The organism is Kitasatospora sp. NPDC001225, from assembly GCF_053597855.1.
This window is the reverse complement of sequence record NZ_JBSFJC010000010.1, coordinates 12,661-31,910: the sequence shown is the minus strand read 5'-3', so window position 1 is coordinate 31,910 and position 19,250 is coordinate 12,661. Positions and strand designations below refer to the sequence as shown.

Here is a 19,250-nt window from a genome sequence, read left to right as displayed (position 1 = left end):
TGGCGGACCCGGTGTCCGGCGCCCGGCGTCCGGTGCCCGGAGCAACGGCCCCACCCGTCAGCCTCCGCGCCCGGCGGGTGCGCGGCAAGCGGGCGTCCCCGACGACGATGCCTAGGACACCCCGTGCGGCCGGAACTGGACGCTGATCCGCGGGCCCACCGGGCGGGCGGTCTTGGGGATCGCGTGTTCCCAGGTGCGCTGGCAGGAGCCGCCCATCACCACCAGGTCCCCGTGGCCGAGCGGGTGGCGGACGACGGTCGTGCCGCCGGACCGGGGCCGCAGCGCCAGGGTGCGCGGCTCGCCGACGGAGAGGATCGCCACCATGGTGTCCTCGCGGGCGCCGCGCCCGATCCGGTCGCCGTGCCAGGCCACGCTGTCCCGGCCGTCCCGGTAGTAGCAGAGTCCGAGGGTGCGGAACGGCTCGCCCAGCTCCCGGGCGTAGTGGTCGCTCAGGGCGGCCCGGGCCAGGCCGAGCACCGGGTGCGGCGGTTCGGCGTGCGCCGGGTAGGAGGCCAGCAGGCGCGGGACGTCGACCGTCCGCTCGTACATCTCGCGGCGTTCGGCGCGCCAGGGCACGGTGGCGGCCAGCTGTTCGAACAGCTCGTCGGCCCCGTGCAGCCAGCCCGGGAGCAGGTCGAGCCAGGCGCCGTCGCCGAGCGGCTGCCGTCGCAGGCCGTCGAGCGGGCCGAGGCGGACGCCGCCGCGGTCGGTGTCGTCGAACAGCGAGGGCTGGAGGTGGACGGTGCCGTGCATGGGGTCAGCGTACGCCCTTGTTCGAACAGGTGCTCGAATATTGCGCCCAGGGCATGGGTATACCGAGCGATGCACGGTGATATTCAGTTAATGCCTTCGATTTGCAGGCCAAATCGGGAGTGTGGCAACCTAATCGCAGACATTGAAGAGTTTTGACATCGGAAAGTGAAGGATCATGTCGGACGGCGCCCGCGTCATCGTCGGAGTCAGCGGTTCCCTGCACAGCCTGACCGCCCTGCACCGGGCGGCCGAGGAGGCCCGGGTCCGGCAGGCGGTGCTGGTGCCGGTGCTCGCCTGGACGCCGGTCGGCGGCGAGCGCAACTACCGGGCCCGGCCGTGCCCGCCGCTGCTGCGCGCCTGGCAGGAGCTCGCCGAGGCTCGGATGGCGAGCGCGCTGGAGCAGGCCTTCGGCGGTCTGCCGATCGGCGTGCCGGTGCGGCCGCTGGTCGTGCGCGGCGATGCCGCCACGGTGCTGACCGGGCTCGCCGACCGTCCGGGCGACCTGCTGGTGGTCAGCACCGGCGAGCAGGGCGGCCTGCGGGTCAGGCTGCGCGGGCTGACGCGCCGCTCGGTCACCCGGCAGTGCCTGGCCCGGGCCCGGTGCGGGGTGCTCGCCGTTCCGCCGTCCACGCTGCACGAGGACCTGCGCGCGCTGCACCGCGGCATCGACCTGCGGGAGCTCGCGGCGGCCTGACGATCCATCAACTCCGGTGCGTGGTGCGGCCATCGACCACCGTGCGGGTGGGGCGAAGGTCGCGCAGCGCGTCCACCGGGCAGTCCAGCGGATCGACCGGCCACACCGTGAGGTCGGCGAACGCCCCCGGCCGCAGGCTGCCGCGCACCGCGCTCTCGCCGGTCAGCCGGGCCGCGTTCACGGTGTGCAGGGCGACCGCCTCGGCCCGGCCGATCGCGTGCTCCGGGCCGACCACCCCGGCCGTGGTGCCCCGGGTGGTCATGCCCCAGACCGACACCATCGCGCCGTACGGGCCGACCGGGAAGTCCGAGCCCCCGGTGATCAGCGCGCCCTCGTCCAGCCACTCGCGCAGCGGGAAGAGCGCGGCGGTGCGCTCCTCGCCCCAGGCCCGCTGCTGGGTGAGCGCGCCGTCGTGCAGCAGCGGGTGCTGGACCGTCACCGGGATGCCGAGGGCGATCGCCCGGGCCCGCTGTCCGGGGCGGGCCAGGCCGCCGTGCTCGACCACCAGGGTGCCGGGCGGCAGGCCGGGGCGGCGCGCGGCCACCTGCTCGAAGACGTCCAGCAGCACCCGCAGCCCGCGGTCGCCCCAGGCGTGCACGCCGACCCGCCAGCCCCGCCCGACCACCCGGTCCACCGCCGCGAGCAGCTCGGCAGGCTCCCAGAGCAGCCGGCCGTGGTAGCACGGCTGCCCCCGGTAGGGCTCCTCCACGGCGCCCGCCTCGAAACCGCCGTCGATGCCGAACTTGACGCCCCACAGGCTCAGTCGGCCGTCGTCCCGGCCGGCGGAGCGCCAGGCGTCCATCCGCTCCAGCAGTGCGTCCACCTGCTCCGGCGTGCGGGCGGCGAAGCCGGAGACCAGCGCCCGGACCCGGACGGCCAGGGCGCCCTCGGCCCGCGCGGCGTCCAGCACCGCCAGGTCCTCGACCGGGACCAGGCAGTCGCGGACGGTGCCGATGCCGGTGGCGGCGAAGTCGGCGGAGGCGGCGCGCAGGCCCTCGATCCGCTCCGCGAGGGTGGGGCGCGGCAGCACCCGCTCGACCAGCTCGACCGCCCGGTCGACCAGTCGGCCGGTGAGCCGTCCGTGCCCGTCGCGCTCGATCACACCGCCGGGCGGCGTCTCGGTGGCCTCGGTGATCCCGGCCAGCCGCAGTGCGGCCGAGTTGAGCACCATGTTGTACGCGCCGCGGCGTACCAGCACCGGGTGGTCCGCGGTGGCCGCGTCCAACTCCCCGGTAGTGGGCATCCGTTGCTCGGCCAGCAGTACCTCCTGCCAGTTGACCGTGGTCTGGATCCACTCCCCGGCGGGGGTGCGGGCGGCGCGCTCGCGGATCAGGGCGAGGAACCCGGCGAGGTCGTGGGCCCGGTGGACGGGCACGCCGTGGACACTGTGCCCGGCCATGACCAGATGGGTGTGGGTGTCGTCGAAGGCGGGCAGCACCGTCGAGCCCGGGGCGTCCACCACCTCGGTGGCCGGGCCGACCAGGGCGTCCAGGCCGTCGGGCGCGGGGGACAGGGCGGTGATCCGGCCGCCGGTGACGGCGACCGCCCGGCGGGGCGGCTCGCCGGGCACCAGGGTGTGTACGGCGGCGGCCCGGATCAGCAGGTCGGCGGGGGCGGGGTCGGTCATTGCGGCTCCTGGATCGCCGGACACACCCGGGCGCGGGACAGCCCGGTGACCTTCTCGACGTACCGAAGACTGGGCTCGGCGAGCAGTCCGTGCAACTCGGTGAACACCGCGCGGGCCGGCACCGCGTTCCAGTCGGCGGGCAGCAGCTGCGCGGGCAGCCCCGGGTCCAGGTACGGCAGGCGGCGCCACTGGGTGAGCATCGGCACGTAGGCGCGGAACGCCTCGGCCGGGTCGACCGGCGACCGGTCGCGCCGCTCCTCGGCGGCCGGGTGCCAGGCGTCGGCGAAGGCCGCGTACTGCGCCTCGATCGCCGGGAGGTCCCACCAACTCGCCACCGCCGTCCGGAGATCGGCGAAGCCGGCGTACTCGGCGGAGAGGAACAGGTGGACGTAGGCGCTCAGCCCGAGCCGGTCCAGCAGCCGGCGGGCGTCCGGCAGCAGCCGGGCGGGCGCCAGCCAGACCCCGGGGGCGGCGTTGCCGAAGCCGAGCCAGCTCAGCCGGGAGCGCAGCTGGTGGCGGTGGGCGCGGGCGGACTCGGGCACCGAGAAGACCGCCACCACCCAGCCGTCGGCGAGCGCGGCGGGCTCCAGGCTGTGGAAGATCCGCCGGTCGCCCTCCTCGAAGACCGGCTCCACCGCCGGGGCGAGCCGGTAGCCGGTTCCGCCGCGGCGCTCCTGGAGCAGGGTGCCGGCCTTCTTCAGCCGGGACGTCGCCGAGCGGACGGCCGGGCCGTCGACGTCCAGCTCGGCCAGCAGGGCGATCAGGTCGGCGATGGATATCCAGCCGCCGAGGCGGCGGACGAACTCGCCGTAGACGGTGTTGATCAGGGAGCTCGGCCGGGGTGCGTTCTCGGACATTCGCGGGCCCTCCTCCCCGGCGACTGGTGGCGATCATAACGAGGGTGCGGGTCATCGGAAGGGTCTTGCCGATCTTTGCCGGATGCGCCGATCCGGCGGGAAGCGCACGGAACACCTGCTACGGGTGACGCCTCCTGCGCGTACCGCTACCGCCCGCTACGCGTAGGCGCCGGAGAGCAGGGTCCCGGCCCCGGGGGCGAAGGCGGGCAGGCCGAGGGCCCGCAGCAGCTGGTGGGTGGTGCAGACGGCGGCCGAGACCACCGGCTTGCCGAGCTGCTGCTCGGCCTCCTCGACGGCGGACAGCGAGGGCAGCTGCACGCAGGCCGAGAGCACCACGGCGTCCGCCCCGGCGTGGGCGAGCCCGCGGGCGATCGCGGGCAGCCGGGCCGGGTCGTGGGCGGCCACGTCGAGGTTGTCGGCGATCTCCAGGGCGGCGTGGTCGAGCACCTCGATGCCCTCCGCGGCGAGGTACTCGACCACCGTCCGGGCCAGCGGCCGCAGGTACGGGGTGACCATCGCGACCTTGGCGGCCCCGAGTTCGTGCAGCCCGGCGACCAGGGCGCCGGCGCTGGTGACCACGGGTGCGGGGGCGCCGTTCTGGATGGTGCGCAGGTGCAGCCGCCGCTCGGCCTCGCGGTGGTAGCCGTGGCCGGTGGCCATCACCGCGACCAGGCAGGCGTAGCCGAGCACGTCCACCCGGGCGTCCGAGAGCTCGGCGGCGCAGCGGTCGGACTCGGCGTCCATGGCGCGCAGTTGCTCGGGGGTGACCCTGGTCATCCGCATCCGGCTGGAGTGGAAGGTGAACCGCTCGGGGGCGACCGCCTCGCGGGCCCGCAACAGGGCGGGGACCTCGGTCTCCATGGTGACGTTGGAACTCGGGACGATCTGGCCGATCCGGTAGGTGGTCATCGGGCGGACGGTCCTTTCCGGTCGGGGCTGGTCAGCGGGCGTCGACCACGGGGTTGGCGAGCGTGCCGATCCGCTCGATGGTGGCCTCGACGAGGTCGCCGGGCTGGAGGAACCGCGGGGGCACCATCCCGGCGCCGACGCCGGAGGGGGAGCCGGTGGCGATCACGTCGCCCGGTTCCAGGGTGACGCCGGAGGAGATGTCGGCGATCAGCCGGGCGACGCCGAACAGCATGTGGCGGGTGTTGGAGTCCTGCCGCGGCTCGCCGTTGACCTTCAGCGAGAGGTCGAGCCGCTGCGGGTCGGGGATCTCGTCGGCGGTCACCACGACCGGGCCGAAGGGGGCGTAGCCGTCCTGGCCCTTGGAGAAGAACCACTGGCCGGAGCGGCGCTGGTCGCGGGCGCTGATGTCGTTGACGATGCTGTAGCCGAACACGTGCCGCAGCGCCTCCGCCTCGGCCACCCGGAAGGCGGGCGCGCCGATCACCACGGCGAGTTCGCACTCCCAGTCGAGCTGCTTGGTGAGGTCGGCGTTGTGCGGGATGGGCCCGCCCGGGCCGGTGACGGCGGTCGAGGGCTTGCCGAACAGCACCGGGCGGTCGGGGAGTTCGCGGTCGGTGTCCAGGGTGCGGTGCGACTCGGCCACGTGCTCCACGTAGTTGAGGCCGACGCCGACGATCTTGCCGGGGCGCAGCGGCGCGCACAGCGAGACCGCGGCGAGCGGCCTGGTGGCCGGGGAGCCGGCGAGCAGCTCGCGGACGACGGCCAGGGCCGGTTCCCCGGCACGGATCAACCCGAGGAGGTCGGGCGGGAGTCGAACACCGGCGGCGGAGGCCAGGGCGGTCAGGTCGGCGACCCGGTCGCCGTCGAGCCGGGCGCCGAGGCGCGGGGCGGCTGCGGCTTCGGCGGTGGCAGCGGGGTCGGCGATTCGGAAGGTCAACAGGTGCATGGCGGTGGGGCTCCTGGTCAGGCGGTGGTGGTGGGCTGCTGCCCGTCCGGGTGGGCCTCTTCGCGGTGGAGGCCGAGCGCGTGCATCACCGGGAAGTCGTTGAAGGAGAACAGGCAGGCGTCCTCGCCCTGGTCGAGGTTCGCGTGCTCGTGCCAGGCCCAGGACGGGACGACGAAGACGTCCCCCCGCTGCCACTCGAAGCGGTGGCCGGCGATCACCGAGACGCCCCGCCCCTTGGCCGCGGTGTACACCACCGAGCCGGTGTGCCGGTGGGCGCGGGTGGCCTGGCCCGGTCGCAGCAGTTGCAGGTGGGCGGACATGGTCGGCATCACCGGGCCGCCGGTGACGGGGTTGGTGTACTCCATGACCACGCCGTCGAAGGGCGATCCCTCGGTGGCGCGGGCGAGTCGGCAGAGCGCGTGGTAGCTGGGCTCCCAGGGCCAGCCGAACAGCGGCGAGTAGGGGCGGGTCCACTTCTCGACGCCGTACGGCAGCAGGTTGCCGCCGTAGCTGAGCAGCGAGGAGTTGGTGACCGGCCCGGGCCGCTGGTACAGCTCCGGGTGGACCTCGTAGAAGTTGGCGTCGAGGGTGTTGACCAGCGGGATGTCCAGGCCGTCCTGCCAGATCACCGGGGCGTCGTCGGCCTCGTTGCCGTGCTCGTGCCAGGTGTTGTTCGGGGTGATCGCGAAGTCGCGCGGGCCGACCTTGAGCTTCTGCCCGTCCACGACGGTCCAGGCGCCGGTGCCCTCGTGGACGAAGCGCAGTGCGGAGGCCTGGTGGCGGTGCGCCGTCATCGCCTCGCCGGGGCCCATGATCTGCAGCCCGGTGTACAACAGGCCTACGGCGGCGCTCAGTTCGCGGCGGCCGGGGTTCACCAGCATCACCACCCGGCGCCCGGCGTCGTCGGCCTTCACCAGCGGCAGGGCCTTGTGCACCAGCGGGCGGAGGTCGGCGTAGCGCCAGAGCACGGGGACGGACCTCGGCTGCGGGTACCAGGGCTCGATCTCGTTGGCGACCGTCCACAGGGCGCCGGCCTGGTACTTGGCCAACTCCTCGTAGTAGGCGAGCAGTTCCGGGCTCTCGGTGACCCTGGCCCGGCCGATCCGGTCGTCGTCGTGACTGTCGTAACGGTCCTGGTCGTCGTGACCGTCGTGGCCGGGGGTGCGTTCGGGGCTGGTCATGCCTCCTCCTCGGGGAACACCAGCGGCCGCAGCGGGCGGTTGTCCACATGCAGCCGGAAGACGTCGAAGCGGTTGTAGTGGCCGACGATGTCGTGCATCTGCCGGGGCTGGACGCAGCGGCCGAGGTCGATCTCGGCGTAGACGATGCCCTCCTCGTCCACCAGCGGTTCGGTGACGGCACGGCCGTCCGGGCCGAAGATCCCGGACAGGGCGCTGTGCGGGCGGGCGAGCTGCTTGCGGAGCCGCGGGTCGTCCCCGGCGATCAGGTCCACGATCTCGGGGGAGACGGTGGAGCAGGAGACGACCGAGAACACCTTGCCCTCGAAGCAGTGCGCGGCGGTGCGCAGGGCGATGGAGTCCGCCATGTCGTAGTCTTCGGGGCCCACCGGCAGCGCGATGTAGCAGGCGGCGTGGACGAGTTCGCCCTGGGCCAGCAGCGTGAAGCGGGCCAGCGGGTTGGTGTTCTCGCCGCAGGCCAGCGCGCCGAGCGGGCCGACGGCGGTGGGGTGCACCGTGAGGGTGCTGCCGTCGCCCTGCCCCCAGGTCAGCTTCTCGGCCCAGGTCGGCACCAGCTTGCGGTGCACGCCGAGCAGTTCGCCGTCCGCGCCGATGATCAGCAGGGTGTTGTACAGCGGTCCGAGGCCGGGCCGGCCGCGTTCGTTGACCCCGATCACCAGCACCACGCCGGCCTGCCGGGCGGCGGCCCGCAGGGTGTCGACGTACGGGCCGGGGACGTCCACGGCGGCCCGGTACAGCCGGTCGTACCAGGGCGAGCCCTGCACCGGGTTCATCGTCCAGTTCCAGTACGGGTAGCCGGGCACGAAGACCTCGGGGAAGACCACCAGTTCGGCGCCGTGCCCGGCCGCCTCGTGGATCAGCGCGACGGCCTTGTCGACGGTGGCGGCCGGGTCCAGGTAGACCGGGGCGGCCTGGACGGCGGCGGCGGTGAAGCGGGGCAGGTCGGGCATGGTTCCTCGTCCCTCCTCGGGGGCTGCGGTGGGGAACGCGACGGCTTCTCGAGGGGCTCGGGCGCCGCTCACGGAAGGTCCGGTGACCAGCGGCGGTGGACGGGCGGGGGCGGCTCGCGCAGCAGGTGCAGGCGCGGGGCGACCCGGTCGGCGTTCGGCCCGGGCGGCTTTCGGCTGCCGGCCCGCCAGGGTTCGGGCCAGCGGGCGCCCGGCCCGGCGTGGTTCCGCTCGGCGGCGGCGTGCAGCGTCCAGAGCGGGTCGTACAGGTGGGCGCGGCCGACCGCGACCAGGTCGGCCCGCCCGGCCAGCAGGACGGAGTCCGCGTCGTCGAACCCGGAGATGGCGCCGACCGCGATGGTCGGCAGGCCGGTGGCGGTGCGGACCAGTTCGGCGAACGGCGTCTGGTAGCCGCGCCCGTACGGTGGCCGCTGGTGCGCCACCACCTCGCCGGTGGAGACGTCCAGCGCGTCCGCCCCGGCCCCGGCGAGCGCGCGGCCGATCGCCACGGCCTCCTCTTCGGTGGTGCCGCCGGGCGCCCAGTCGCTCGCCGAGATCCGCACCAGCAGCGGCCGCCCGGCCGGCCAGACGGCGCGCACCGCCGTCAGCACCTCCAGTGGCAGCCGCAGCCGGTGGGCGAGCGGACCGCCGTAGCGGTCGGTGCGGCGGTTGGTGAGCGGGGAGAGGAAGGAGGAGAGCAGGTGGCCGTGGCCGAACTGGAGCTCCAGCACGTCGAAGCCGGCCCGGGCGGCCCGCTCGGCGGCGGCCGCGAAGTCCGCGGTGACGGCGGTCAGTTGGATGTCGTTCGCCTCGTGCGGCACCGGGCTGCCGGTGTCCCAGGGGAGGGCCGAGGGGGCGATCAGCGGCCAGCCCTCGGCGAGCGGGCGCCCGACGCCGTCCGGTCCGGGGAGGGCGGTCGCGCCCCGGCGGCCGGCGTGGGTGAGCTGGATGCCGAGCGGGGTGTCGCTCACCGCCCGTACGGTGTCGACGAGTCGGCGCCAGGCGGCCTCCTGGTGGTCGGCCCACAGGCCCGGGCAGCGGTCGGTGGCCCGGCCCTCGGGGCTGACCGCGGTCATCCCGGCGATCACCAGCCCCGCGCCGCCGAGCGCGTGGCCGGTCAGTTGGGCGCGGTCGAAGCCGCTGGGCAGCGCGTCGGGGGAGGTGAAGGTGGCGAGCGGGGGCACCACGACGCGGTTGCGCAGTTCCAGCGCGCCCAGTTTCAGCGGCCGGAACATCGGCGGCACCCCGGGCGAGCCGCCGAAGGCGGTGTCCACGGCGTCCACGAAGGCGGGGTCGCGGGCCCGCAGGTTGCCGTAGGTGACCCGCCGGCTGCGGGTGAGCAGGTTGAAGGCGAACCGGTCGATCCCCTGCCCGGTGCGCCGCCCGATGGTCTCGAACCATTCCAGGCTGGCCTGCGCGGCGCGCTGGGTGGACTCCACCACCGGGCGCCGCTCGGCCTCGTATCCGGCCAACGCCGCGTCCAGGGTGGGTTGTTCGCTCAGTGCGGCGGCCAGGGCGAGGGCGTCCTCCAGGGCGAGCTTGGTGCCGGAGCCGATCGAGAAGTGCGCGGAGTGCGCGGCGTCGCCGAGCAGGACCACGTTGCGGTGGCGCCAGCTCGCGTTCCGGACCGTGGTGAAGCGGATCCAGCGGGAGGCGTTGGGGATCAGCCGGTGGCCGTCCAGGTGCCCGGCGAGCAGCTCGGCGCAGCGCCGCACGCTCGCCAGGTCGCTCTCGCCGCGCGCCGACTCCCGTGCGGCCAGGGCCTCGAAGCCGGCGCGGCGCCAGGCGTCCGCGGCCGCCTCGACGATGAAGGTCGAGCGGGTGGCGCTGTACGGGTAGGCGTGCACCTGGAGGACGCCGAAGTCGTACCGCTCGACGATGAAGGTGAAGGCCTCGAAGACCTTGTCGGTGGCGAGCCACATGTAGCGGCAGTGGCGTTCGTCCAGGTCGGGGCGGAAGCTCTCGGGGTGGGCGGCCCGGGTGCCGGAGCGGATGCCGTCGGCGGCCACCACCAGGTCGTACTCGGCGGCCAGCCGGTCGACGGGCGGGGCCGGGGTGCGGTAGCGGACGTCCACCGCCAGCTCGGCGCAGCGCTGTCGGAGGACGGCGCGCAGCCGGTTGCGGTCCAGGGCGGCGAAGCCGTGGCCGCCGCTGGTGCGGACCTCGCCCGCGTAGCGGATGTCGATGTCGCTCCAGCGGGCGAACTCGGCGCTGATCGCGGCGAAGACGAGCGGGTCGGCCCGGGCGATGCCGTCCAGGGTCTCGTCGGAGAAGACCACGCCGAAGCCGAACTCGTCGTCCCGGCCGTCCCGTTCGAAGACGGTGATGTCCCGGTCGGGTGCCAGCTGCTTGGCCAGGGCGGCGAAGTAGAGCCCGCCGGGGCCGGCGCCGATCACCGCGATCCGGCGCACTGCCCGCGGAGCCGCGTCCGGTCGGCCCGCGCGGTCCGGTGCCGTGCTCATGCGAGCACCTCGGGCCGCTGCGGCCCCGCCTCGGCCAGCGTGCGGCGGACCTGCGCGGGCCACGGCTGGGAGCCCCCGTCCTGCGGCGCGGCGTGCACCACCGACATCCGCCCGCTCGCGGCCAGTCCGTGCGGGCCGTGCACCTCGAAGGCGTAGTGCAGGGAGGAGCCGCCGACCCGGACGACCCGCAGTTCGGTGCGGACGAGGTCGCCGAACCAGAGCCGTTCGCGGTAGTCGGCCTCGAAGTGCACCCGGGGTATCCGCCCGAACAGCTCGGCGAGCCCGAGCCGGCGCAGCAGGGCCGCCTCCGCCGCCTCGGCCCAGCGCTGCACGGCGGAGAAGTGGTAGTGCCCGGCGGCGTCGGTGTCGGACCACTCCACCCGGCGCTCGACGGTGACGCTGGCCGGGGTCAGCGCGGCCCGTCGGCGCAGCTCGGCGCGGTGCAGCTTGCCGGTCGCGGTGCGCGGCAGCTCGGGCACGAACTCGACCGCCCGCGGGTACTTGTAGGGCGCGATGGCGCGCTTGACGTGCTCCTGGAGCGCGCGGGCCGTCTCCGGGCCGGCCGGTACGCCCGCGCGCAGCACCACGTACGCCCTGACCACCGCGCCGCGCCGCTCGTCCGGCGCGCCGACCACCGCGCAGTCGGCCACGTCGGGGTGGGCGGCGAGCGCTTGTTCCACCTCGGGCCCGGCGATGTTGTAGCCGGAGGAGACGATCATGTCGTCGTTGCGGGCCCGGAACCAGAAGTAGCCGTCGCGGTCCCGGACGTAGGTGTCGCCGGTGAGGTTCCAGCCGCCGCGGACGTAGTCCAGCTGGCGCTCGTCGTCCAGGTAGCGGCAGCCGGTCGGGCCCTTGACGGCGAGCATCCCGGGCTCACCGTCCGGCACCGGGCGGCCCTGCCCGTCCAGGACCGCGGCCCGGAAGCCGGGGACGGGCCGGCCGGTGGAGCCGGGGCGGATGTCCTGGCCGGCGGCCGAGACGAACACGTGCAGCAGCTCGGTGGCGCCGATGCCGTCGATCAGCCGCTGTCCGGTGGCCGTGTGGAAGGCCTGCCAGACGGCGGCGGGCAGCGGCTCGCCCGCCGAGACGCAGTGCCGCACCCCGGCCAGCCGGTCGGCCAGCCCGGCGGCCAGGATCGCCCGGTAGGCGGTCGGCGCGGTGAACAGCACGCTCACCCGGTGCCGGCGGACGTGTTCGGCGAGCTGCTCGGGGGTGGCCTGCTCCAGCAGCAGGCCGGCGGCGCCCGCCCGCAGCGGGAAGACCAGCAGGCCGCCGAGGCCGAAGGTGAAGCCGAGCGGCGGGGTGCCGGTGAAGAGGTCCTCGGGGGTGGGGTGGAGCAGGTGGCGGGAGAAGGTGTCGGCGATGGCGAGCACGTCGCGGTGGAAGTGCAGGGTGGCCTTGGGGCGGCCGGTGGTGCCGGAGGTGAAGGCGATCAGCGCGACGTCGTCGGCGGCGGTCGGGACGGCGGGGAAGCCGGCGGGCTTGGCGGCGCAGCGGGCGGTGAGGTCCTCGGGGCCGGGGCCACCGTAGGGCAGGACCCGCAGCCCGGGAGTCCGGGCCCGGTCCAGCTCGTCCAGGAAGCGGTGGTCGCACAGGGCGAGGGCGGGCCGGGCGATGCCGGTGAGCTCGGTCAGCTCGGCGGCGCGCAGCAGTGGCATGGTGGTGACGGCCACCCCGCCGGCCTTCAGGACGCCGAGCCAACAGGCGGCCAGCCAGGGGGTGTTGGGGCCGCGCAGCAGGACCCGGTTGCCGGGGACGAGGCCGAGGTCCTCGGTCAGCAGGCGGGCGATCCGGTCTGCGTGGCCGCGCAGTTCGCCGTAGGTCCAGCTCCCGGTGGGGGTGAGCAGGCAGCGGCGGTCCGGGCCGAGGCGTTCGATGGCGTCGTCGAGTAGGGCGGCGGCGCAGTTCAGGCGGTCGGGGTAGGCCAACTCCGGGAGTTCGAAGAGGAGTTCGGGCCACTGCTCGAAGGGCGGGAGGTGGTCTCGACAGAACGTGTCCACGTGCGCCGAGGGTGAGAGCTCCATGGGCGGGCACCTCGTTGTGCGAGCGGGGAGTGAGGCCCAGTATGGCGCTTCGGTGACGCCAGTCAAGAGAGCGATACACGCATTCGGGCGACGGCCCTGGTGGCGCTCCCCGGCGCCTCCGGTGCTCCCTGGCTCCTGGTCCCCGTTGTCGTCCGGCTCCCCGCTCGGGTCCGCGGTCCGGGACGGGCGGCAACCGGCCGTCCCGGACCGCCTCGACGGGACCGGACCGTCAGCTGCTCGCGCCGTCCGCGGCGGCACCGGGCGTGCGGCCCTCCTGCGCCTGCCGGGCACGCTCGGCGACCAGCTCGGCGAGGCCGGTGAACGCGGGCCCGGTGAGCTGGTCGCCCGACCCCTCCTCGCGCACGACGAGCAGCACGCTGCCGACCCTGGCCAGTGCCACCGCCGACGAGGAGCCCTGGACGCGGACGGCGCTCTGGTCGCCGATCCGCGGGACGGCCGCCGCCGGGTCGGTGCCGGCGGTCCGGTCGAGCGTGTGGTCGAAGGCGCGGGCGGCGGCCTCGGGGGAGGCGAAGGAGGCCACGCCGAACTCCACGGTCTGCGCCGAGGCCGAACCGAAGGTCACGGTGGCGGAGGCGAGTTGAAGGTCGCAGGAGTCCGGGAGCAGGCACGGCAGCCCGCCGCCCCGGGCGGTCCCCGCCGTCGGCTCCCGCCGCACCTGCCAGCCGCCCGGCAGCGCCCGCGCGTCGGGCAGCACCGCCCGGACCAGCGCCGGGTCGCCCAGCGGCGGTGCGGCGTGCGCCAGTCCGGGCCCGCCCGGCTTCAGCAGCGGACGCGAGCCCAGGTGGATGCCGATCGCGACCAGCGCGGCGATCAGCACCAGGGCGAGCGCCACCACGATGCCGGTGCCGCTCCGCCGGGCGGCGAGCGTCCGGGCGCGGGCGGCCCCCGGGTCGAGCCGCAGCTGGACGGTGGCCGGGTTCGTCGTCGGCGGCGTGGACGGTGGTCCGACCCGCAGTTGCACGGTGCCGGGCTCGCTCCGCAGCTGGACGGTCGGCGGGTCGGCCGGTTTCCCGAGCCCGGTGGTGGCGAGGTACCGCGCGAACGCCGGGTCCGCGGCCAGCAGGTGGTCGACGGCGGCGGTCAGCAGCGCCCGTGCCCGCGCGTCCCCCGGGCTCGCCTCCGCCGCCGTCAGCGCCCGGGCCCCCTCCGGCACCGTCCGCAACCGCGCCCGGACGACCTCCGCCACCGCCCGGTGCGGCCCGTCGCCCAGCAGCGCCGCCACCGCATCCGGTGCCAAGCCCCGGCCGTCCCCCATGGCAACTCCCCTTGCCGCACGAGTGGTTGCCCCCACGATCCCGGACCGGGGCCCGGTTCGTACCCATGCCGAACCGAACGGAGACGCGACTGAGACGCGATCCGGACGTAGCCGGGCGCGGCCCGTCGGCCGACCCGCGCCGTGGACGGGGGTGAGCGGGGGTGTCAGCGCAGGTCGAAGACCAGGCGGGCGGAGACCTTGCCGCTCAGGACCTCGTCGAAGCAGGCGTTCACGTCCTCCAGCCGGCGGGTCTCGCGGATCACCCGGGTGCGGCCGAGGGCGTGCAGGCGGAAGACCTCGGCGAGGTCCTCGCGGGTGCCGACGATCGAGCCGATCACCTTGGTGCCGTTCAGCACCGTCTCGAAGACCGGGAGTTCGAGCCTGCCCTCGGCCGGGAGGGCGACCAGGACGAGGGTGCCGCCGCGGCGCAGGGCGCCGTAGGCCGCCTGGAAGGAGGCGTTGCTGACGGCGAGGGCGATCGAGGCGTGGGCGCCGCCCAGGGCCTGGACCTCGGCCGCGACGTCCTGGGTGCGGGCGTCCAGGACGTGGTCGGCGCCGAGCTCGCGGGCGAGGGCGAGCTTGTCGTCGGTGACGTCGACGGCGATGGTCTCGGCGCCGAAGATCCGGGCGTACTGGAGGGCCAGGTGGCCGAGTCCGCCGATGCCGGAGACCAGCACCCGGGTGCCGGGCCGGGCGTCCGAGACCTTGAGCGCCTTGTAGGTGGTGACGCCCGCGCAGGACAGCGGGGCGGCGTCCAGCGGGTCGATGCCGTCCGGGACGGGGCCGACGTAGTCGCCGTGCGCGAGCGCGTACTCGGCGTAGGCGCCGTCCACCGAGTAGCCGCTGTTGTGCTGCTGGAGGCAGAGCGTCTCCCAGCCGGAGACGCAGTGGTCGCAGCGCCCGCAGGCGTCCGCGAGCCAGGGGATGGCGACCCGTTCGCCCACCCGGACGTGCCGGACCTGGTCGCCGGCCGCCTCGACGATGCCGACGCCCTCGTGCCCGGGGACGAACGGCGGGCTGGGCTTGACCGGCCAGTCGCCGTGGGCGGCGTGGATGTCGGTGTGGCAGAGGCCGGAGGCCTCGATCCGGACCCGGACCTGGTGCGCGGCGGGCTTCGGTAGGGGGCGGTCCTCGACGGCCAGCGGTGCGGTGAAGTCGTGGACGACGGCGGCCTTCATGCGCTTCTCCCTCGGGCGTACGGACGGGTGCTGCCGGCGGCCGCGCGCGCGGGCGCAGCCGCCACCAGCTTCACCCGATGGGGTGATCTTCGCCGTCCGGACTAGGCCAAAAGAGTGGGCAGTCGTCCAGGTATCCCCGCAGGTCAGCGCACCGGCATCGACATGTAGACGGCGCGTCGCCCGTAGGACGCGGGGACCGCCACCTCCCGGTGCGCGCGGTAGCCGAGCAGCCGCAGCAGGATGTCCGCCCCGCGCACCGCGACCATCGAGATCCGCTCGAAGCCCAGCTCCTCCGCCCGCTCCCGGAAGTGCCGGATGAACCCCAGCGCGACCTCCCGGCCGCGCAGGTCCTCGGCGATCACCAGGTCGTGCACGTGCAGGTTGCCCGACTCGTGCACCGCGTCCTCCGCCCGGGCGAGGTCCGGGCAGCGCAGCGGCGGGTACGGCAGGCTCAGCAGGTAGCCGCGGACCGTGCCGCCCTGCTCCAGCACGAAGCAGGTCTCCGGCGAGCCGAGGGCGCGGGACTGCAGCGCCTCCCGGCCCTCCGACAGGCCGTCGGCCGCGTAGGCGTCGTACTCCAGCGCGACCACGGCGTCCCAGTCGCCGTCGGCCAGGAGCCGGATCCGGAGGTCCTCGCCCACTAGGCCGGAACCTCCGAGGCGCCGAGCCCCTCGGCGCGGGAGGCGGCCACCAGTGCCGCCCAGGCCTCCACCAGCACCGCCCAGCGCTCGGCGTCCGCCCGCGCCTCGTCCAGCAGCTGCTGCCGCCGCTCGGCCACCACGTCCGCGAGCTCGGCGTACTTGCCGCCCAGCTTGCGGTAGGAGCGGTCCAGGACGTCCAGGCAGTGCTCGTTCCCGGCCCGGTCCCAGTCGACGCTGCCGCGCACCAGGTCGATGAGCGGCTCGACCTTCAGCCCGTGCCGCTCGTCCAGCAGCCCGCGGCCGAGGTCGATCATCCCGCCGTAGACCGGGTACAGGTACAGCATCGAGAGCAGGAACTTGACGAACCGCAGCTGGTAGTTGACGAAGCCGGAGCCGGTGCGGCGCTCGGGCGTGTAGTAGTTGACGATGTGGCGGTTGTGGACGACGCCGGGCAGCCGGGAGTGGACCATGGCGTGCAGCAGGGCGTAGTCGCTGCCGATCGTCTCGATCGAGGGCAGCAGCGGCAGCACCTCGTAGGCCCGGTGGTCCAGGGCGATGTTGCACATGTAGACGTCCCAGATGTCGGGCACGCCGAGGACGGACTCGTCGGTGGTGAACGGCTCGGAGCCGGCGCCCTTGAAGGAGACGTCCACCATCGCGTCCTGCTCCTCCTCCGACCACACCGGCGGGGTCCACAGGCGCACCACCTCGCGGTAGACGGCCGGGTCCAGCTCGTGGATCTCGCTGATGTCCACGTTGAGTTCGCCGATGAAGGAGCCGCTGACCAGCATCACCGGCTTGTCCGCGTCGGCCGGGTCGAGCTCGGAGCGGGACACGACGGCCGCCGCCTCGCCGGCCGGCCGGCCGATCGAGAGCAGCTCGTGGTGGATCGGGAAGACCTTCCGGCCGTCGACGACCTGGAAGTCGGCGTCGTCGTTGCGCAGGTGCGCCGAGGTGCAGCCCAGGGCGGCCGCGCCGAGGAAGAGCCGGTTGACGCAGGAGCCGTACGCGACGGCCGGCGGCAGCATCATGTCGAGCAGCAGTTCGGGGTCGGCGGCGCCGGAGCGCTCGGCCACCCGGCGCAGGAACTCCCGCTGCCGCGCCTCGCCGAGATGGTGGACGACCACGCCGGGGGTGGGCTCCAGCGCGGCCACGGCGCCCGCGTTCTCCGCGAAGGCGACGGCGTCGGTGGTGTCGAGGACGAGCAGGTGCACCTCGACCCCGAAGGTCGCGACGGCGTAGGCCGCCTCCTCGGCGAGTTCCGCGATGGTGTCGGGGCAGGACCGCATGGTGGGCAGGGCGAGGCAGACTCTTTGCATGGTGCGGGTTTCTCCATCGGATCGTCAGATTCGGTGCAGTGATTGCCAGTTGAGCGCACAGGGGGACCCCGGACGGCGGCTCGGGCCGGTCTGCCGGACCACCGTGGACTAGACCACTTGTGAAGTCAACGATTGACAGCGGCGCCCCGACGGGGTGGAATGCGCCCCCTTCCGTGCGACCGGCCGTCCCCGCACGGGCGGCCGAATCGCACGCGAGGACGAAGAGCCCTCGCTGAGTCGAACGGCCGGACGGGTACGGGGGGTTCATTGCCGGGGTTTTGCGCCGTCGGGGTCAATCCGTGAGCCCTGCCTGCCGATACCGGAGGTGATGCCCTCACGCCGTTCGGAGGAGCCCACGATGCCCGAACTGTGGCTGCCCGGTGCCGAGATCCACGACCTCGGCGACCACGCGCCGACCGATCAGCAGTACCCGCCGAAGGCCATCGCCCACATCACCTGGGACCGCAACGCGACCGCCGCCGCGCCGCAGGACTGGTGCTCCTACGAGGACCTGGTCGGCTACTTCACCGGCAGCGGCGCCGGCGACGCGCCGCACCTGGTCTGGGACCCGTTCAGCGGCCGCACGGCGCAGCTGTTCCCGGCCGACTCCCGCTCGAAGAGCCTGCTCAGCCCCAGCCAGAGCCCCACCCGCACCAACCGGGCCGGGCGGGTGGTGATCCAGATCGAGGCGGTGTTCTTCCCCTACTGCCGCTACCAGGGCGCCGTCTACCCGCGCCTGGTCGACACCCCGTGCGCGGGCTGGGACCGGATCCACGCCTGGATCTCCTCCTGGGGCGTGCCCGACATCTGGCCGATGGGCCGGCCGACCGACTTCTCCGGCCACCGCGACGAGCGGACCTGGGAGGCCCTCGGCGGCTGGTACGCGCACGCCCACGTGCCGTACAACGACCACACCGACCCCGGCTCCTGGCCCGACCTCACGACCGGGCCCGGCTCCCCGGGCATCCCGCCCCAGCAGCAGCCGGTGCCCCCGGTCACGACCGCCCGCTACCAGGTCAGCATCAACGGCCTGCCGTACGGCTACGGCGCCCAGGGCTACCAGGTGACGGTGGTCGGGCGGGCGCTGGTCGCGCACGGCTTCGGCGACCACTACCGCTCCGGCCCCGGCCCGAACTGGACGGACGCGGACACCGAGAACTACGCGGACTACCAGGGGAGTCTGGGCTACGCCGGGCAGGCGGCGGACGGCGTCCCGGGGGAGAGCTCGCTGCGCCGGCTGCTCGGCTACCTGCCCGGGCAGCGGACGGTCTCGGTGTCCCACGTGGTCGCGGCCGCCGGGACCGACCCGGGGGCAGCCCAGGGGCACCTGACGTACGGGTCCGAGGTGGCCATCGTGGAGCAGGCGCTCGCGGACGAGGGGCTGCTCGACCAGCGGTGGGTGGACGGCTCGTTCGGCACCCGGACGGTCTCCGCGTACGCGGCCTGGCAGCGGCGCTGCGGGTACCAGGCGGGGGCGGCGGACGGGATCCCCGGCCAGGCCTCGCTGCAGCAGCTGGGCGCGGCGCAGGGGTTCGCGGTGACCGACTGAGGCCGGCTCCGGGGGAGCTGCGGCCGCTGTCTCCGGCCCCTCCTTCCCGCTGCTCCTCGGGGAGGAGCGCTCCGGCTGTCGCCCGGTGCGTGTACTCGCCGGGGAGTAGGCGAGGTTACTTCCACCGTCAGATGCCCGATGAGGATCGGACGGGAGAGCCTGGGGCCGTCCTCGTGGCCCCGACTCGAAGGAGGTACCCCGTGCGCTCGCCCACCGGCGCCGTCACGGCGTCCGAACCGGCGTCCGGTGTCAGGCGGCGGTCCGCGGGCCGCCGCCTGACACCGGCGGCGCGCAAACGCCTGGTCGTCCTGCACATCACCGCCTCGGTGAGCTGGCTGGCGCTGATGCTCTGCCTGCTCACCCTGGCGGTGACAGCGCTGACGGCCGTGGGCGCCGGCGACGCCGACCGGCTGCGCACCGCCTACCGGGCGATGGGCCTGCTCGGCGACGTGCTGATCCTGCCGCTGAGCCTGCTGACCTTCCTGAGCGGGGTGGCGCTCGGGCTCGGCACCTCCTGGGGGCTGTTCCGGTACTACTGGGTGAGTACCAAGTTCTGGCTGACGCTGGGGGCGATGGCGGCCTCCGTCTTCGCGCTCAGTGACCGGCTGCACGACGCGGTGCGGATGGTGGACGCGCACCCGACCGGCCCGATCACGGCGGCGGACCTCGGCTTCGTCCGGTACAACACGGTGATCGTCCCGGCGGTGGCGCTGTCGCTCTACCTGTTCACCGTGGTCCTGTCGGTGTACAAGCCCTGGGGCCGCCGGAAGACCAAGGCCGGTGCCGCGGACGCGGACGCCCGCCGGGGCCGAATACCCGGGGCGGGCGCCTGACCGGCCGGCCGACGGCCGCCGGCCCCGGCCCGGGGC

At 74.6% G+C, this 19,250-nt stretch carries 15 protein-coding genes and 2 pseudogenes; 3 read left to right on the top strand and 14 right to left on the bottom strand.

What is annotated here, in order from left to right; all coding sequences use genetic code 11:
- Positions 1 to 111: 111 nt before the first annotated feature.
- Entirely contained in the window at positions 112 to 753 is a 642-nt protein-coding gene (locus ACWDCZ_RS05495; protein ID WP_049650653.1) for an alpha-ketoglutarate-dependent dioxygenase AlkB, read from the bottom strand.
- Positions 754 to 928: 175 nt separating this feature from the next.
- Here ACWDCZ_RS05495 and ACWDCZ_RS05490 point away from each other — a divergent pair, with 175 nt between their 5' ends.
- Positions 929 to 1,447, top strand: a complete 519-nt coding sequence (locus ACWDCZ_RS05490; RefSeq protein ID WP_074004506.1) for a universal stress protein — start codon at positions 929 to 931, stop codon at positions 1,445 to 1,447.
- 7 nt (positions 1,448 to 1,454) lie between these two features.
- On the opposite strand, the gene ACWDCZ_RS05485 is transcribed toward ACWDCZ_RS05490, so the two are convergent.
- The 13 genes and pseudogenes from ACWDCZ_RS05485 to ACWDCZ_RS05425 form a co-directional block, all read right to left on the bottom strand.
- The gene (locus ACWDCZ_RS05485) at positions 1,455 to 3,074 is read right to left on the bottom strand and encodes an amidohydrolase (RefSeq protein WP_449815272.1); all 1,620 of its coding nucleotides are present in this window, start codon (positions 3,072 to 3,074) and stop codon (positions 1,455 to 1,457) included.
- Positions 3,071 to 3,931 (bottom strand): PaaX family transcriptional regulator, encoded by an 861-nt coding sequence (locus ACWDCZ_RS05480; RefSeq protein ID WP_449815271.1) that lies wholly within the window; start codon positions 3,929 to 3,931, stop codon positions 3,071 to 3,073. Before ACWDCZ_RS05480 ends, ACWDCZ_RS05485 begins: the two co-directional genes overlap by 4 nt.
- 156 nt (positions 3,932 to 4,087) lie before the next feature.
- Positions 4,088 to 4,840 (bottom strand): maleate cis-trans isomerase family protein, encoded by a 753-nt coding sequence (locus ACWDCZ_RS05475; RefSeq protein WP_049650649.1) that lies wholly within the window; start codon positions 4,838 to 4,840, stop codon positions 4,088 to 4,090.
- 31 nt (positions 4,841 to 4,871) lie between these two features.
- Positions 4,872 to 5,786: a fumarylacetoacetate hydrolase family protein gene (locus ACWDCZ_RS05470; RefSeq protein ID WP_449815270.1), complete on the bottom strand. Its 915-nt coding sequence runs from the start codon at positions 5,784 to 5,786 to the stop codon at positions 4,872 to 4,874.
- Between the two features lie 17 nt (positions 5,787 to 5,803).
- Positions 5,804 to 6,967, bottom strand: coding sequence for a cupin domain-containing protein (locus ACWDCZ_RS05465; protein WP_449815269.1), 1,164 nt, complete (start codon positions 6,965 to 6,967; stop codon positions 5,804 to 5,806).
- A complete protein-coding gene (locus tag ACWDCZ_RS05460) occupies positions 6,964 to 7,935 on the bottom strand; it encodes a carbon-nitrogen hydrolase family protein (protein ID WP_049650647.1) in 972 nt (323 codons plus the stop codon). Before ACWDCZ_RS05460 ends, ACWDCZ_RS05465 begins: the two co-directional genes overlap by 4 nt.
- 68 nt (positions 7,936 to 8,003) lie before the next feature.
- Entirely contained in the window at positions 8,004 to 10,394 is a 2,391-nt protein-coding gene (locus tag ACWDCZ_RS05455; protein ID WP_449815268.1) for an oxidoreductase, read from the bottom strand.
- Positions 10,391 to 10,735, bottom strand: a pseudogene (locus ACWDCZ_RS05450) (acyl-CoA thioesterase); the annotation flags it as partial. The gene ACWDCZ_RS05455 and the pseudogene ACWDCZ_RS05450, both read right to left, overlap by 4 nt.
- Before the next feature lie 75 nt (positions 10,736 to 10,810).
- A pseudogene (locus ACWDCZ_RS05445) lies at positions 10,811 to 12,418 on the bottom strand (AMP-binding protein); the annotation flags it as partial.
- A 229-nt stretch (positions 12,419 to 12,647) separates the two neighbouring features.
- Complete coding sequence (locus ACWDCZ_RS05440; RefSeq protein WP_449815267.1) at positions 12,648 to 13,676, bottom strand: hypothetical protein; 1,029 nt, start codon at positions 13,674 to 13,676, stop codon at positions 12,648 to 12,650.
- A 182-nt stretch (positions 13,677 to 13,858) separates the two neighbouring features.
- Positions 13,859 to 14,872 (bottom strand): alcohol dehydrogenase AdhP, encoded by a 1,014-nt coding sequence (adhP, locus tag ACWDCZ_RS05435; protein WP_449815266.1) that lies wholly within the window; start codon positions 14,870 to 14,872, stop codon positions 13,859 to 13,861.
- A gap of 143 nt (positions 14,873 to 15,015) precedes the next feature.
- The gene (locus ACWDCZ_RS05430) at positions 15,016 to 15,513 is read right to left on the bottom strand and encodes a GNAT family N-acetyltransferase (protein WP_049652045.1); all 498 of its coding nucleotides are present in this window, start codon (positions 15,511 to 15,513) and stop codon (positions 15,016 to 15,018) included.
- Positions 15,513 to 16,832, bottom strand: a complete 1,320-nt coding sequence (locus ACWDCZ_RS05425; protein WP_117492314.1) for a DUF6271 family protein — start codon at positions 16,830 to 16,832, stop codon at positions 15,513 to 15,515. The genes ACWDCZ_RS05430 and ACWDCZ_RS05425 overlap by 1 nt, the downstream gene beginning before the upstream one ends.
- A 358-nt stretch (positions 16,833 to 17,190) precedes the next feature.
- Between ACWDCZ_RS05425 and ACWDCZ_RS05420 the strand changes: the two genes are divergently transcribed.
- Together ACWDCZ_RS05420 and ACWDCZ_RS05415 are read left to right on the top strand one after the other, a co-directional pair.
- Positions 17,191 to 18,381, top strand: coding sequence for a peptidoglycan-binding protein (locus ACWDCZ_RS05420; RefSeq protein ID WP_449815265.1), 1,191 nt, complete (start codon positions 17,191 to 17,193; stop codon positions 18,379 to 18,381).
- Between the two features lie 200 nt (positions 18,382 to 18,581).
- Positions 18,582 to 19,214 carry a DUF2269 domain-containing protein gene (locus tag ACWDCZ_RS05415; protein WP_449815264.1) on the top strand — a complete coding sequence of 211 codons (633 nt, stop codon included), beginning with the start codon at positions 18,582 to 18,584 and terminating at the stop codon, positions 19,212 to 19,214.
- The last annotated feature ends 36 nt before the right edge of the window (positions 19,215 to 19,250 follow it).